The sequence below is a fragment of the Paenibacillus sp. YSY-4.3 genome (genome assembly GCF_054767475.1).
The window spans coordinates 1-16,436 of record NZ_BAABMC010000004.1 but is presented as its reverse complement, the minus strand read 5'-3'; the positions used below and the strand labels follow the sequence as shown (position 1 = coordinate 16,436).

Below are 16,436 nucleotides of genomic sequence, written 5' to 3'. Positions count from 1 at the left end.
CATGTGGAAAACTATTTCGAAATAATGTTTACAGAGCACAGATGCAGAAGTATAATCAAATTCAAGTTGTATACAAGTATACCAATTGAGAAAAGGAGCAGTATAACAATGAAAATTGGCATGATTGGTCTTGGCAAAATGGGTTATAATCTGGTGCTTAATCTGCTGCGCCATCAACATGAGGTCGTGGCCTACGATGTAAATAAACAGGCGCTCGGCAAGGCAACGGATAGCGGAGCAATTCCCGCTTCTACGTTAGAGGAATTGGTCGCTTCGCTTCAGACTCCACGCATCATTTGGGTTATGGTTCCCGCTGGCGATCCCCTGGAATCCACCATCAGTGCATTGACTCCCCTGCTAAATCCAGGAGATATCCTCATCGATGGAGGAAACTCTCATTATAAAAATTCCGTAAAGCTCGCCGACAGACTGTCGCAGCACGGAATTCATTTCTTCGACGTCGGTACATCGGGCGGTGTGGAAGGCGCCGAGCACGGGGCTTGCTTCATGGTCGGCGGCGACGAGGAGATTTTTCGCAAAATTGAACCGATATTTAAAGATATTGCCGTTAACAATGGCTATCTGTACGCCGGAAAAGCCGGCAGCGGCCATTTTCTTAAAATGGTGCATAACGGGATCGAATACGGGATGATGCAGGCGATTGCCGAAGGCTTCGAGATTCTGGACAAAAGCGATTTCGAGTTCGATTACGAACAAGTCGCCAAAGTCTGGTCGAACGGTTCGGTCATTCGTAGCTGGCTGATGGAGCTTACTGAGCAAGCATTCGCTAAGGATCCTAAACTTGAAAATATCCGCGGCATCATGCACTCTTCCGGCGAGGGCAAATGGACGGTCGAAACCGCATTGGACTTACAGGCAAGCGCCCCGGTCATCGCCCTGTCCCTGTTTATGCGCTACCGTTCCCTTGATCAAGATGCATTCCACGGAAAAGTAGTAGCCGCGCTTCGCAATGAGTTTGGTGGACATGCAGTTGTGCCCATCGGCAAGTAATAAGCATATAGCCGCCGTCGTAACATTGCAGTTCATAAGCCCATTTTATCGTTGGCTCAATGCCTTCACCTGTGGAACCAGCCGCCCGTTCACTACTTACCCGCTAAGTGAAAACCATGCTATGATTAAGCTGTAAGAACGCTTAATATGGAAATTTCTCTTTAAGATAAGGGGTTATAAGTATGATGAAATATCCAGCTGCCTGGTTAAAAGGAAACTCGCTGGGCGAATCCATCGCCAGCCAACTTCGCCTGCAAATTATCCGGGGCCAAATCAAAAGTGGCGAAGTGTTATCCGAGAACCGTATAGCTTCCGATTTCGGAACGAGCCGCTCCCCGGTGCGCGAAGCGCTGAGGACGCTGTCCGCCGAAGGACTCATTGCCTTGCAGCGGATGGGTGCTGTCGTCGTAGGCCTTCATCTCAAAGATATCATCGAGCTGTATGATGTGCGTTACCTGATCGAGAGCTTTGCCTGGCAACAGCCGGATCTGACGAATTCCGCAGATCTTCTGTTCCGCATGGAGCAAATGATTGACAGAATGGAACTGGCGGCAAAGCATCAGGATTACGTAGAGTTCACCTCCCAGGATATCGGCTTCCATGAGACGATGATTCAGGCATCGAAGCATGCGAGAATCATGCATTTATGGGCAAGCATCCGCCCCATCGTCCTTACGGTCATGCTGATCACGAATGAGGAAGTGCTCTCGCGCGGTGAAGAACAAACGAAATACGTAATCAACAAGCACCGGAAGCTGTTAAGCAGCTTGCAAACCCGCAACAAATCCCTCATTCAATCCGGGATTGAGGAATATTTCGCAGATTCGCGGAGAACTTTGCAGGCCAGCCTGTCTCAATAGCGGTTATTTAAATTTTCATTTTATCGCCTCTGATAACGATGATCTCCGTTTCAAATTGTCGACAAGTATACCTCAAAGCGATTTGAATAAGTAATACAACAAACTATAAATAGAGGGTAGGTAATAATTATGGAACATCCCCTGTATATGATAGGTATAGATATCGGAACAACAAGCACCAAAGCCGTTTTGTTCGAGCAAAATGGCCGGATTGTCGCTTCCAGCAACGAGGGGTACCCCCTCTATACCCCATCCGCTTCCGTCGCAGAGCAGGATCCGGAGGAAATTTTCGCGGCTGTCGTCCAATCCGCCAAACAAATCATGGCGGACAGTCATATTTCTCCCGACCGGATCATGTTTGTCTCGTTCAGCTCAGCGATGCACAGCGTCATTCCGGTGGATCAAGCCGGAAAACCGCTCATGCGCTGCCTAACCTGGGCGGATAACCGCAGCCAGCCTTGGTCCGACAAGCTGAAGAACGAGCTTGGCGGTCATGATATTTATATGCGTACCGGAACACCGATTCACCCGATGTCGCCGCTTACGAAGCTGATGTGGCTTCGTCATGAAATGCCGGAAATATTCCATGCAGCCGATAAATTTATTTCTATTAAAGAATATGTATTTAAAAAGCTGTTCAATCAATATATTGTGGACTATTCCATCGCCTCGGCAACGGGACTGATGAATTTACGCCAGTTGGACTGGGATGCCGAAGCGCTTAACCTGGCCGGAATTACAGCGGATCGCCTCTCCGAGCTCGTGCCGACCACGCATACGATCCAAGGACTGTCGGAAGCCTATGCGCGGGAGATGGGTCTCTCCGCTTCCACCCCATTTGTAGTCGGCGCAAGCGACGGAGTCTTATCCAATCTCGGCGTCGACGCGATTGACCCCGGGGTCGTGGCAGTCACGATCGGCACAAGCGGGGCCATCCGGACCGTCGTTGACCAGCCTGTCTTCGATCCGAAGGGACGGATCTTCTGTTATGCACTAACAGACAAACATTGGGTCATCGGCGGGCCAGTGAATAATGGCGGCGTTATTTTCCGCTGGGTACGCGACCAGTTTGCCGCCTCGGAAATCGAAACGGCCAATCGGCTTGGAATCAGTCCTTACGATGTCCTGACGAAAATTGCCGAAAGAGTCAACCCAGGGTCGGATGGGCTGCTATTCCACCCTTTTCTATCCGGGGAACGGGCTCCGCTGTGGAATCCGAACGCCCGCGGCTCTTTCTTCGGCCTTACGCTCAACCATCAGAAGGAGCATATGATCCGCTCGGTACTGGAAGGCGTTATTTACAACTTATATACGGTGCTGCTCGCCATGGAGGAACAAATCGGGCAGCCGCGCAAAATCCAGGCTACCGGCGGCTTTGCCCGCTCTCCACTGTGGCGGCAAATGATGGCCGATATTTTCGATCAGAAGGTCGTCATCCCGGAAAGCATCGAAAGCTCCTGTCTGGGCGCGGTAATTCTCGGTTTATTCGCTCTCGGCAAAATCGATTCCTTCGACGTCGTCAAAGAAATGATCGGTGACACACACGAGCATGCACCGAATAAGGATCATGCAGCTGTTTACAAGGAGTTACTTCCAATCTATATCCGAATTTCTCGTAAGTTGGAGGAGGATTACGAGGCGATCGCCCGTTTTCAAAGAAATCTAACCTCCAACATCTAGTCAATAAATATGACAAAAGAGGGAATAAGCCAGGGTTACCCTGCTTACTCCCTCTTTTTTTCCAATAATCGCAGGCAACAGAAATCCGTCCCGAGTTATTCACAAATCTCTACGAGAAATTGATTCCACAAATTCCAACCTTTTATTTAACAACTTGTGCATAATTTTTAGCGATAATTCACCCATTATGTCGAATACTGAACAATTTATAAACAATATGTAGTGGTGTGGATTAAAATTATACACAAGTTATTGAATTTGTGGATAATTTGGCGCTGAACATTGAAATACAAGGCTTATTTTGCTATGATTAGATTGCTTTTAATGTGAATATCTATATGTTAACAACATAATTATCAACAGCCTGTGGATAACATTGTGAACAATTTTAAATTATCCACGTTTATAATTAGAATAGCCTTCTGACCAATGGGGATAACAGTCCCCTTTATTTATGCTTTTTTTCGACTCGTTCTGCATGGCTCAAGCCACAAATGTAAGATTTAAAAGGAGTGACAGTCTGTGGACAGCCATACCTCCGAAATATGGCAGCATATCTTATCCATTATTAATTCCAAGCTGAGCAAACCCAGCTTCGACACCTGGTTCAAAGCAACGAAGGTAGTGTCTCTCAGCGATGACTCCATTGTCATATCCGCCCCGACGACGTTTGCCGTGGAGTGGCTGGAGAGCCGGTATACCAAGCTGGTTGCTACAACCGTATATGAATACCTCGACAAGCAGGTCGATGTTTCCTTTGTGATTGAGGAATCGGCTCCTGCAGAGCAGACCCAGAAGCAGAAAGAGACACCGGCACCGATCACGATGGATGAACCCATTTCACATATGCTTAATCCGAAATACACGTTCGACACATTCGTTATCGGATCAGGCAACCGGTTCGCTCATGCCGCCTCGCTTGCCGTTGCCGAAGCTCCGGCGCGGGCCTATAATCCGCTATTTCTGTATGGAGGCGTCGGTCTCGGCAAAACCCACTTGATGCATGCCATCGGCCACTATATTTTGGAGCATAGCCCCAGCAGCAAGGTGGTTTATATCTCCTCGGAGAAATTCACAAATGAATTTATCAACTCGATCCGGGACAACAGAGCCGAGAGTTTCCGCAATAAATACCGGAATATCGACATTTTGCTCATTGACGATATTCAATTTTTGGCGGGCAAAGAGTCTACGCAGGAGGAATTTTTCCATACCTTCAACGCGCTGCATGAAGAGCGCAAGCAGATCATCATTTCCAGTGACCGGCCGCCAAAGGAAATTCCTACGCTGGAGGAACGGTTAAGATCACGGTTCGAATGGGGATTGATCACCGATATCCAGCCGCCGGATCTGGAGACGCGGATTGCAATACTGCGCAAGAAGGCCAAAGCGGAGAATTTGGACATTCCGAATGAAGCGATGATGTATATCGCCAATCAAATCGATACGAACATTAGGGAGCTTGAAGGAGCTTTAATACGGGTTGTTGCCTACTCTTCCCTGATTAATCAGGACGTAACCACCCATCTGGCCGCTGAAGCATTGAAAGACATCATCCCATCCAGTCGTCCCAAAATGATTACCATTCAAGACATTCAGCAAAAAGTCGGCGAATACTATAATTTGAAAATCGAAGATTTCAAAGCACGCAAACGAACAAAAGCGATCGCCTTTCCGAGGCAAATCGCCATGTATCTATCGCGGGAGCTTACCGACTTCTCATTGCCAAAAATCGGCGACGCCTTTGGCGGCCGAGACCATACAACCGTCATCCATGCGCATGACAAAATATCCCAAGCCCTGAAGACCGACCAGGAATTATACAAGATTGTGAACAACCTGATCGAAAAAATTAAAAATTTATCCTGAATAAGCTTTAAGCCTATGCACATTCTATGCACATGTGGATAGGCTTCATTTCATATAATTAGGGGTGTTATCCACATATTCAGTGCCCCTACTACTTCTTCTATTATTTATAAAGATATATCATCATAAATAAGCGGCTTAATGCCGCAGGCGAAACAGAGCAAATCTTCGCTTAATTGTGGCACCACGAAATTCTCGCCCACTTTTTGTCGATATAATTGAAATGTATGCTTTTGGGATAACTTTTATGACATGACTAGCTACATAAATTTTGTTAGGAGTTGAAATTATGAAAATCCGCATTCTTAAGCATGAATTAAATGAATCCATTCAACACGTTTCTAAGGCGATTTCCAGCCGGACGACGATTCCCATATTGACAGGTATCAAACTAGAGGTAAATTTCCAAGGCATGACTTTAACCGCCAGCGATACGGATATTTCAATTCAAGCATTTATTCCAGCCGAGGATCATGACAAGCAAATCGTTCAAGTCGAGCGTCCAGGCAGTGTTGTTTTGCCGGCTAAATTTTTCGTAGAGATTATTAAAAAGCTTCCTTCTCAAGAAATTGAAATGGAGGTTAAAGAGGGCTTCCAAACACTAATCCGCTCCGGTTCCACGGATATTCAAATGGTTGGACTAGATCCGGAGGAATTCCCGGTGCTTCCAAGCGTCGAAGAGGATCAAATCATTATGATCCCGGGCGATCTGCTCAAGAACATGATCAAGCAAACTGCCTTTTCCATTTCGACAAACGAAACATCGCCTATTTTGACCGGTATACTCTGGAACTTAAGCGATAACCATTTCAAATTCGTCGCTACCGACCGTCACCGCCTGGCCAGCCGTACAGCCGTATTGGCTGATGCCGACGATATCCGGTTCAGCAACATCGTAATTTCGGGTAAAACGCTGAACGAGCTCAGCAAAATTATTCCCGATCAGAACACCATGATTGAAATTGTTGTCGCAGACAATCAAGTGTTGTTTAAAATCGACCGGATACTGTTTTATACCCGTATTTTGGATGGGACTTATCCGGATACTTCCAAGATTATTCCGACAACCTATAAAACCGAACTCGTGCTGGATACGAAAAAATTGAGCGATTCCATTGACCGTGCTTATCTGCTCTCTCGAGAAGAGAAGACGAATATTGTTCGCCTGCAAACGATGGATGACGGAACGATTGAAATTTCCTCCAGCTCGTCTGAGCTCGGAAAGGTTACGGAACAGCTCGAAGTCGCTAAATTTGAGGGTGATCCGCTGCGGATTTCTTTTAACTCAAAATATATGCTCGACGTGCTGAAGGTGGTCGAGAGCCAGCAGCTGCATATCGGCTTTACGGGCGCTATGAGCCCAATCATAATCAAGCCTTTGGACGACAGCCAAAGCCTGTACCTCATCCTTCCTTACCGCACGACGAACTAATCGCTGGACGAGGCGGGACTTAACTGCCTAGAACGCCAAGCACGATAAGGAGAAAGGAAGAATCTACATGAAGACAGTCGGAATATCGACCGAATACATTAAGCTCGATCAATTTCTGAAGCTGGCGGATTGCGTGCCTACGGGAGGCATGGCCAAAGCGCTGCTGCAAGAGGCAGCTGTCAAGGTGAACAGCGAGCCAGAGGATCGGCGGGGCCGCAAGCTGTATCCAGGGGATATGGTGGATGTGGAAGGATGCGGCGTGTTTCAGGTGGCCAAGCAATAAAGTCCCTTGACTGCAGGCCATATTCGTTCATATGGCGCAGCGGGAAGGAAGGGGGCTTAAGACCGCATGTATGTGAATCATTTACGATTGGAGCATTACCGGAACTATGAGACGCTTGAATTGAACGGCTTTGGTAATGTCAATTTGCTGATCGGCCGCAATGCACAGGGAAAGACCAATTTGCTGGAATCCCTTTTCGTGCTGGCCTTGACCAAATCGCACCGCACCACGAAGGACAAAGAGCTGATCGCCTTCGGCAGCGACCATGCGGTCATCGCCGCGGAAGTAGAGAAGAAATACGGCACACTGAATCTGGAGCTCCGTTTATCCCATCAGGGAAAAAGAGCCAAGCTAAACAGCCTGGAGCAGCGCAAGCTCAGCGATTTCATCGGCGCGTTGAACGTCGTTATGTTCGCTCCGGAGGATTTGGAGATTGTCAAGGGAACACCGGGAATTCGCAGGCGGTTCCTCGACATGGAAATCGGCCAAGTTCAGCCAAGCTACCTGTTCCATCTACAGCAGTATCAGAAGGTACTTATGCAGAGAAACAATCTGCTAAAACAGGCTTATGGGGCCGGACCGGAAATGTTGACGATGCTGGAGATTTGGAATGAGCAGCTTGCGGAGCACGGTGTTAAAATTATCAAAAGAAGGAAACAATTTATAAGAAAGCTGCAGAAATGGGCGGAGCAGATTCATGAAGGCATCACGGGAGGCCTCGAAAAGCTGGAATTATCCTACTTGCCTTCCTTCGGAGAGGCCGAGGAAGAAGATGAAGCTGTCCTAATGGAGCAATTTATGATAAAGTTATCACAAATGAAAGATCAGGAAATACGCCGTGGCATGACGCTTTCCGGGCCGCACCGCGATGATTTGGCGTTTCATATTAACGGGAACGAAGCCCAGGTGTACGGCTCCCAGGGACAGCAAAGAACGACGGCATTGTCGCTAAAATTAGCAGAAATCGAGTTGATCCATGAGGAAATTGGGGAATATCCGATCCTTCTGCTCGATGATGTGCTATCCGAACTAGATCCATATCGGCAAACTCAATTGATCGAGACTTTTCAGAGTAAAGTGCAGACGTTCATAACGGCAACGGGTATTGAGAGCATCAATGCGGGCCGGCTGCAGGACGCCAGCATTTTTCATGTGCATGAAGGACAAGTCAATTCATAATGAGCGGGGGAAAGAGATGTACATTCACTTAGGTGGTGAGAAAGTAATATTCTCTTCAGAACTGGTTGCCATCTTCGATATTTCCATCGAGAAGTCCTCGAAGATTTCCAAGCAGTTCGTTAGCCACGCGATCAAGGAGAAGAACGTGCAGCGCATCGGAGAGGAAGAAGCGAAGTCTATCGTAGTGACGAAATCTACGGTCTATTATTCACCGATTTCTTCCGCGACGCTCAAGAAGAAAGCCAATATATCTTTTGCAATTTAACTGCCCTGCTTTGCAGGGATTTGAATCTATAGAAGTAGGTGAATGAAGGCATGTCGATGAACGAACAATCGTATGACGAGAGTCAGATACAGGTGCTCGAAGGCCTGGAGGCCGTTCGTAAGCGGCCCGGTATGTACATTGGTTCAACCAGCTCCCGTGGACTGCATCATTTGGTGTGGGAAGTCGTGGACAATAGTATTGACGAAGCGCTTGCCGGTTATGCAGATACGATCGACGTAACGATCCATCCGGATAACAGCATCACCGTAACAGACAATGGACGCGGCATCCCTGTCGGGGAACATCCGAAAATGAAGCGTTCCACGCTAGAAGTCGTCATGACCGTCCTGCATGCCGGCGGTAAGTTCGGCGGCGGCGGCTATAAAGTGTCCGGCGGTCTGCACGGCGTCGGTGTATCTGTCGTTAATGCCCTTTCTTCGAAGATGATCGTCCAGGTACGGCGGGATGGCCATGTGTACATGCAGGAATATCATCGCGGTGTGCCGCAGTATGATATTCGCATCGTTGGTGAAGCGGGCGAGCATACTGGTACGAAGACGACATTTTATCCCGATCCCGAGGTTTTTACAGAAACTACGGTATACGACTATAATATTTTGCTGTCCCGTATTCGCGAGCTAGCTTTCTTGAACAAAGGCATCAATTTGTCATTGACGGATGAGCGGACGGGAAGTTCCGAGCGGTTCCATTATGAGGGTGGAATTAACGAATATGTGAAATATTTGAACCAGAACAGGGAAGTCCTTCATGAAGAGCCGATTTACGTCGAAGGACAGCGCGATATGATCGTCGTAGAGGTAGCGCTGCAATACAACGACAGCTATACGGAGAATATCCACTCGTTCGCGAACAATATCAATACGCATGAAGGCGGGACGCATGAATCCGGTTTTAAGAGCGCATTGACCCGAATCATCAATGATTATGCCCGCAAGAACAACATGATTAAGGATAACGACTCCAACCTAACCGGGGATGATGTGCGTGAAGGGTTGACGGCAATCATTTCCGTCAAAATCCCTGAGCCTCAATTTGAAGGCCAGACGAAGACGAAGCTCGGGAACAGTGAAGTTCGCGGGATCGTTGAATCGTTATTCGCTGAAAAGCTGCAGGAGTTCATGGAGGAGAATCCGGCCGTATCACGCCGAGTTCTGGAGAAAGCGCTCCAGGCTTCGAGGGCGCGTGAGGCTGCGCGGAAAGCTCGTGAGTTGACGCGCCGGAAGAGCGCGTTAGAAGTAAGCGCACTTCCAGGTAAACTAGCAGACTGCTCTTCTAAAGATGCATCGATTAGTGAGCTGTATATCGTCGAAGGAGACTCCGCGGGCGGATCGGCCAAGCAGGGACGGGATCGGCATTTCCAAGCGATTCTGCCGCTGCGCGGTAAAATCCTTAACGTAGAGAAGGCCCGTTTGGACCGTATTCTCGGCAATGCGGAAATTCGGGCGATTGTTACGGCGCTAGGGACGGGGATCGGCGAAGAATTCGATCTTGCTAAGGCCCGTTATCACAAAGTCATCATCATGACGGATGCGGACGTTGACGGTGCGCATATCCGTACTTTGCTCCTGACCTTCTTCTTCCGCTACATGCGGAAGCTGATCGAGGCTGGATATATCTATATCGCACAGCCGCCGCTTTTCAAAATCGAGCGGAACAAAATTATACGTTATGCCGGCTCGGAACAGGAGCGCGATGAAATCATCGCCGAGTTTGGCGAGAATGTCAAAGTCAACGTGCAGCGCTATAAAGGTCTTGGCGAGATGAATGCTGAACAGCTCTGGGAGACAACGATGGATCCTGAGAGCCGTACCATGCAGCAGGTATCCATCTCGGACGCGATTCAGGCCGATGCGATCTTCGATACGCTGATGGGCGACAACGTTGAACCGCGTCGTGATTTTATTAATGAGCATGCTAAATACGTGACGAATTTGGATATATAAGCAGAATAACAAGGTGCTGTCTTGCAACGGACAGCACCTTCTTTTTTTGGCTTGAAGGCGCGGTGGCGATTTAGCTGTCTTATCATCCTTATTTCGTGGATTTTAGCCTACCGTAGGCTACTGCATATCGGCGAACCTTTTTATAAATCCCTTTGTCCTGCAGCCACTTGAAAGGAAAGAGAGCAGGTTTAGTATTCACTTCCAGTATCCACACTCGGAAATTCTCATCGATGGCAAGGTCAAGTCCAATCTCCTTGAGCCGGGAATATTTGCGCGATAGCTGCGATGCTGCACTAACTCCGAGAGCCCTCATTTCCTTGTATAGGTTAGCGAATTGTGCAGGCGTCAAATAAGGACCTAGCAAATCCTCGATCGGCAGAACCATTCCTCCACTATGGTGATTGGTTACGATTTTCTGGGGGGCAGCGACGCGGCCTATGAAAGCTGTAGTTTCCCAGGTGTTATGAGGCGTTTTTTGCACAAGGGCGCGAATGTCAAATTTTCTGCGCCTATGGGTTAATAGCGAAATTCCTTTTTGGAGTAAATATGTTTTTTGACCGATTTTTTTTTTAATGGCTTGATGAAGGGCTTCTATACTTGGATAAGTTTCGGTTTGGGTCTCAAACTTCAGTTTGTACGATGGGGCAGCGTTCTCGTCGACTTCATCTTTCCACTTTTCCACGCACATGACGCCAATGCCGTAAGTTCCACAGTCCGGTTTGATGTAGACCATATTATAGGCGCCTAGCATGTCTTGCAGGTGGGTAAGAGAGTATTTACGGGTATCCGGAATGTAAGGCATAATATGCTCTTTTTTGTTCAGGGTTTTGGTCTTTTCCCATTTGCTCGCAACTCGCTGAATCGCCAATTCATCTTCCTTCCTTTCTTGAAAGGTTGTTGTACATTTTCTTCATGGATGAAAACATAGGACAGAAGAGATAAAAAATGATATAATTATGAGATGTAGGAATCTTGTTGGTTCATTGGCGTGTAAAGAAAATGCCTATATCCGTAGTATATGAACGAAAGCAGCAATGGGAGTGGACACATCACTATTTTTCATTCATAACGCGTAGATTACCGGGAAAACAAATACGTTTAATTGTGCTTAAAATGTGAAAGTAATATAATAGGTACTAGTGACTTGCCGGTTTTTTAAGGTTTTCCCGAACATAGGCATTTGGATAGAATTTGAAGGAGGTCCAGCATGGCGGAAGAAAATTTTTCGCAAATTATAGATCGGGACATTAATGTGGAAATGCGTGAATCCTTTATGGATTATGCGATGAGCATTATTGTCAGCCGTGCTCTGCCAGATGTTAGGGATGGTTTAAAGCCGGTGCATCGTCGTATTCTGTATGCGATGTCCGAGCTTGGGATGTATCCCGATAAGCCGTATAAGAAGTCGGCCAGAATCGTCGGCGAGGTTATTGGTAAATATCATCCGCACGGGGATTCGGCAGTATATGAAACGATGGTCCGGATGGCCCAGGATTTTTCTATGCGTTACATGCTTGTGGAAGGTCACGGCAACTTCGGCTCTATAGACGGTGACTTTGCCGCTGCAATGCGATATACGGAAGCGCGCTTATCCAAGATCGCGATGGAGATGCTGCGCGATATCAATAAAGAAACGATCGATTTCATGCCGAACTATGACGGGGAAGAGCATGAACCAGTCGTGCTTCCAGCACGATATCCGAACCTGCTTGTAAACGGTGTATCTGGTATTGCGGTCGGTATGGCGACAAATATTCCGCCGCATAATTTAGGCGAGGTCATCGATGGGGTTCAAGCGATGATTAAGAATCCGGAGATTGATTCATTAGAGCTGATGGATTATATCCAAGGCCCGGATTTCCCGACTGCCGGTTATATTATGGGGCGTTCAGGCATTCGTCAGGCATACACCACGGGTCGCGGCTCTGTGACCATGCGAGCCAGAACGACGATTGAAGAGAACAACAATAAAGCGCGCATTATCGTGGACGAGCTTCCTTACCAAGTGAACAAGGCCAGACTGGTCGAGAAAATCGCTGAACTCGTTCGCGAGAAGAAGATCGACGGTATTACCGATTTGCGGGACGAATCCGACCGCAACGGGATGCGTGTAGTCATTGAACTGCGCCGTGACGTCAATCCAAATATCGTGCTGAACAATTTATATAAGCATACGTCTTTGCAGAGTACATTCGGCATCAATATGCTTGCGATTGTAAACAATGAGCCGAAGATTCTGACTCTTAAGGAAGTACTTCATCATTATTTGCAGCATCAAGTGGAGGTTATTCGCCGCCGGACGGAATTCGAGCTGAAAAAAGCGGAAGCGCGCGCTCATATTCTGGAAGGATTGCGAATTTCTCTCGATAACCTGGATGAGGTCATTGCCCTGATTCGCGGATCGCGAACGACGGAAGTTGCCCGTACAGGGTTAATGGAGCGGTTTGGCCTTAGCCAGGAGCAAGCGCAAGCGATTCTCGATATGCGTCTGCAACGCCTGACCGGCTTGGAGCGCGAGAAGATTGAGGAAGAATATAATGAGCTTCTGCAGAAAATCGCCGAGTATCGCGAGATTCTTGGGAACGAATCGCTCGTTCTGCAAATCATCAGCGATGAGCTTCAAGAAATTCGCGAACGCTTTGCCGATCCGCGCCGTACGGAAATCACGGTTGGTGCAGAGAGCATTCTCGATGAAGACTTGATTCCGCAGGAAGATGTCGTCATTACGATTACTCACACCGGCTATATCAAACGTCTGCCATTGACCACTTATCGCAGTCAGAAGCGCGGCGGACGGGGTGTCGTGGGCATGGATACGAAGGATAACGACTTCGTGGAGCATCTGTTCGTTACGAATACGCATCATTACTTGATGTTCTTTACGGATCGAGGCAAAGCGTATCGCCTGAAGGCCTACGAAATTCCAGAGCTCGGCCGGACAGCGCGCGGGACGCCGATCATTAACCTGATCCAGATCGAACAAGGGGAGACTGTTAACGCGGTTATTCCGGTAGAGAAGTTCGATGAGGAAAAGTATCTTTTCTTCGCGACGCGCCAAGGGATCGTCAAGAAGACGCCGCTGGAGGACTATGTCAACATCCGCAGAGGCGGGCTGATCGCTGTGAACTTGCGAGAAGATGATACACTGATCGATGTAAAACTTACCGACGGCCAGCAAGAGCTAATCATGGGGACGGCTCAAGGGATGTCCATCCGCTTCCCGGAAAGTGATGTCCGCTCTATGGGTAGAGCAGCTACCGGGGTTAAAGGGATCACGCTCGATGAGGATGATATGCTGATCGGTATGGATGTCATCGTCCCTGATCAGGATATACTGATCGTAACGACCAAAGGTTACGGCAAGCGTACCCCTGTCTCCGAATACCGGATTCAGAGCCGCGGCGGTAAAGGGATCAAGACGATCAACGTCACCGAGAAGAACGGTCCGGTCGTCGGTCTGAAGGTAGTTAAGAACGACGAGGATTTGATGATTATTACAAGCAGCGGTACGCTCATCCGTACAAGCATGGAAGGCATATCGACCATGGGACGTAACACGCAGGGCGTGAAGCTGATCAATATTCGTGAAGATGATGCCGTTGCTACGGTTTGCCGCTCGGATAAGAGCGAAGAGCAGGATGATCTTGAGAATGAGGAGAACGGCAGCAATCCGGAAGGCGCATTAAGCCCGGAAACGGCAAATACCGAGACCGAAACGGATTCATCCGAGGAATAAGCAAGTTAATTCTTGCAGCATCTTACTAAAAAGCGGTACCCGACGGGTACCGTTTTTTTGTATTTTTATATACTTAAGATACTTTAGCTTTCGTGTACTTTCACAAATATCGTTCCAAATAAAAGATCTCCGACATAGGCGTCCAGTTTCCACATTCCCTTTGCAGGCAGTGACATCTGGGATGGAATATGACGCATTGCCCCATTGTTGGGGCCGCTTAGGTAAGACTCCGCCAACACGGTTACAGGCTCGCCCCCGTCTTCAGGACTTGCGATCACTTTGAATTTTCCATCCAACTCCTGTTCATTACCCCATAAGTGCCACATATATTTTTGAACTTTATCAGGTTTGAATCTCATCACATCGGAGTCGTCATATAGAAATCCAATATGCCCTTCTTCTCCAATCATAGAGAAGCCATTAGATTGAAAGAGCGGGCTCTCCTGCCATGCCTGCGCCTTATCCGCAGCATTCATGCAGCCTGCCATGGTAAAGACGATTAGAACTACCAATATCGATATGCCCCATCTTTTAACCATTGGATTACCTCCTTTTGGTAATTAGACGCGGAAAACAATGCTTTGTTACGCACAAAATTAAAATAATTAACAATTTAAGAGATCTTTTACGAAAAGAAGATTGTTGGGGCAATTCAGCCATACTATAATGACAATAGTACTATTTTGTCGGTAGTTCTTAATGAATACATAGGGAGTACATCCTAAGTAAAGAGTTGAGGAGAGAGTGTAATGAATAAGATCCCTGTGACGGAACTGAAGCCCGGGTTAAAAATTATAAGCAACGTACACAGTCCCTTAGGTGGATTATTATTGCAAAAGGGGAAGGTGCTGTTGCCGAGAGATTTGGATATTTTGCGTGCGTTCCTGATTTCGGAGGTAGAAATCGAAGAGCCGTTTAAGTCCTCGAAGGATGTTAACACGACAAAATCCGTTCAGACGACTACAAAGGCGGAAAAAGCCTCAGTAAAAGCATCTTCTACTTCTGTAGTGCTAGAATCCGTACAATTGACGAATAGCACACTTCATCAAGAATATGACCGGATGCTTCATTTAACAAAAAGTGCCTTCCAGTCTATATTGGCTGCTGAGCTGCCCATATATGAGCTGCGACGTCAATTAGAAGCATTGCTCAGCCAATTGAAGCATTATAAAGTCTTGACGTTTACGCCGCGTAATATGAATGAATATGATTACCTGTACCATAATGCCATTCTCTCTGCAATGACGTCCTATTTGCTTGCCCAGTGGTATGGCCTGCCGCAAAAGGACTGGATGCAGGTTGCCTTTGCCGGTCTGCTGCATGACATTGGGAACACAAAGATTGATCCGCTCATTCTGTATAATCCAAATTCCCTTACGGAGAGCGAAGCCGAAGAAATGCGTATGCATACGACTTACGGATATCAACAACTTCGAAAAACGTCGGCAATCAATGAAGGGGTTCGTCTAACCGCGCTGCAGCATCATGAGAAAATGGATGGGTCCGGATACCCGTTTCATTTGGTAGGCGATAGAATACATATTTATGCGAGAATTGTAGCGGTAGCGGATATTTTCCATGCAATGACTCTTAATCGGAGATACCGGAAAGCGCAGTCGCCATATTTGGTTCTGGAGCAGCTAAAGTCCGAAGCATTCGGCAAGCTTGATCCGAGTATCGTGCAAACCTTCGTGGAGAAGGTTACGCAGTTTCATAACGGCATGAAAGTGCTCCTTAGCAACGGTACAACGGGCGAAATTGTATTCTCCGACCGCAATCATCCTACCCGGCCAATGGTATCGGTAGATGGTGAAATTATTAATTTGATACAGAATACTAGTTTGTATATTGAGGAAGTTCTTTCCTAGGGTTGCTTTTAGGATAGGAAATAGGATATAGTAATACTTGCTGCAGCGAGAGCAGATAGAGTTGAGATTTAAAACTTCTAAAAAAAGATTTTAAAAAAACTCTTGCATTTGTTCGCAGCAAGTGTTATATTATAAGAGTTGCCGCTGAAACAACGGTAACGAACGAGAAACGAAGTTGATCTTTGAAAACTGAACAACGAGTGAGCGGGTTTCACGCAAGTGAAATCTAAAAAATAGAGTCAGATGTAAATCTGATCTCGTCAGATTCAAAATGAGCAAGTCAAACACT

At 47.3% G+C, this 16,436-nt stretch carries 13 protein-coding genes; 11 read left to right on the top strand and 2 right to left on the bottom strand.

The features are described 5' to 3' along the window. Positions 1-108: 108 nt before the first annotated feature. From gnd to gyrB, 9 genes are all read left to right on the top strand, one after another. The gene (gnd, locus tag ACYUJT_RS14400) at positions 109-1,011 is read left to right on the top strand and encodes a phosphogluconate dehydrogenase (NAD(+)-dependent, decarboxylating) (RefSeq protein ID WP_460323359.1); all 903 of its coding nucleotides are present in this window, start codon (positions 109-111) and stop codon (positions 1,009-1,011) included. 185 nt (positions 1,012-1,196) lie between these two features. Further along, on the top strand, positions 1,197-1,871 hold the full coding sequence (locus ACYUJT_RS14395; protein WP_460324175.1) for a GntR family transcriptional regulator: 675 nt from the start codon (positions 1,197-1,199) through the stop codon (positions 1,869-1,871). Positions 1,872-2,018: 147 nt separating this feature from the next. Further along, entirely contained in the window at positions 2,019-3,551 is a 1,533-nt protein-coding gene (gntK, locus tag ACYUJT_RS14390; RefSeq protein ID WP_460323357.1) for a gluconokinase, read from the top strand. Positions 3,552-4,073: 522 nt separating this feature from the next. Next, entirely contained in the window at positions 4,074-5,420 is a 1,347-nt protein-coding gene (gene dnaA / locus ACYUJT_RS14385; RefSeq protein WP_460323355.1) for a chromosomal replication initiator protein DnaA, read from the top strand. A gap of 289 nt (positions 5,421-5,709) precedes the next feature. Further along, a complete protein-coding gene (dnaN, locus tag ACYUJT_RS14380) occupies positions 5,710-6,852 on the top strand; it encodes a DNA polymerase III subunit beta (protein WP_460323353.1) in 1,143 nt (380 codons plus the stop codon). Positions 6,853-6,919: 67 nt separating this feature from the next. Then, positions 6,920-7,135, top strand: coding sequence for a S4 domain-containing protein YaaA (gene yaaA, locus ACYUJT_RS14375; RefSeq protein ID WP_460323351.1), 216 nt, complete (start codon positions 6,920-6,922; stop codon positions 7,133-7,135). Positions 7,136-7,201: 66 nt separating this feature from the next. Next, positions 7,202-8,314: a DNA replication/repair protein RecF gene (gene recF / locus ACYUJT_RS14370; protein WP_460323349.1), complete on the top strand. Its 1,113-nt coding sequence runs from the start codon at positions 7,202-7,204 to the stop codon at positions 8,312-8,314. Between the two features lie 16 nt (positions 8,315-8,330). After that, positions 8,331-8,579 (top strand): extracellular matrix regulator RemB, encoded by a 249-nt coding sequence (gene remB / locus ACYUJT_RS14365; protein ID WP_460324173.1) that lies wholly within the window; start codon positions 8,331-8,333, stop codon positions 8,577-8,579. A 50-nt stretch (positions 8,580-8,629) separates the two neighbouring features. Continuing rightward, a complete protein-coding gene (gene gyrB, locus ACYUJT_RS14360; protein WP_460323347.1) occupies positions 8,630-10,543 on the top strand; it encodes a DNA topoisomerase (ATP-hydrolyzing) subunit B in 1,914 nt (637 codons plus the stop codon). Positions 10,544-10,631: 88 nt separating this feature from the next. On the opposite strand, the gene ACYUJT_RS14355 is transcribed toward gyrB, so the two are convergent. Next, positions 10,632-11,411, bottom strand: a complete 780-nt coding sequence (locus ACYUJT_RS14355) for a YheC/YheD family protein (RefSeq protein ID WP_460323345.1) — start codon at positions 11,409-11,411, stop codon at positions 10,632-10,634. A 339-nt stretch (positions 11,412-11,750) separates the two neighbouring features. Between ACYUJT_RS14355 and gyrA the strand changes: the two genes are divergently transcribed. Beyond that, the gene (gyrA, locus tag ACYUJT_RS14350) at positions 11,751-14,279 is read left to right on the top strand and encodes a DNA gyrase subunit A (protein WP_460323343.1); all 2,529 of its coding nucleotides are present in this window, start codon (positions 11,751-11,753) and stop codon (positions 14,277-14,279) included. Between the two features lie 83 nt (positions 14,280-14,362). Here gyrA and ACYUJT_RS14345 read toward each other — a convergent pair whose 3' ends face one another. Then, positions 14,363-14,818 (bottom strand): hypothetical protein, encoded by a 456-nt coding sequence (locus ACYUJT_RS14345; protein WP_460323341.1) that lies wholly within the window; start codon positions 14,816-14,818, stop codon positions 14,363-14,365. 210 nt (positions 14,819-15,028) lie between these two features. Between ACYUJT_RS14345 and ACYUJT_RS14340 the strand changes: the two genes are divergently transcribed. Continuing rightward, positions 15,029-16,147: an HD-GYP domain-containing protein gene (locus tag ACYUJT_RS14340; RefSeq protein WP_460323339.1), complete on the top strand. Its 1,119-nt coding sequence runs from the start codon at positions 15,029-15,031 to the stop codon at positions 16,145-16,147. Positions 16,148-16,436 lie beyond the last annotated feature (289 nt).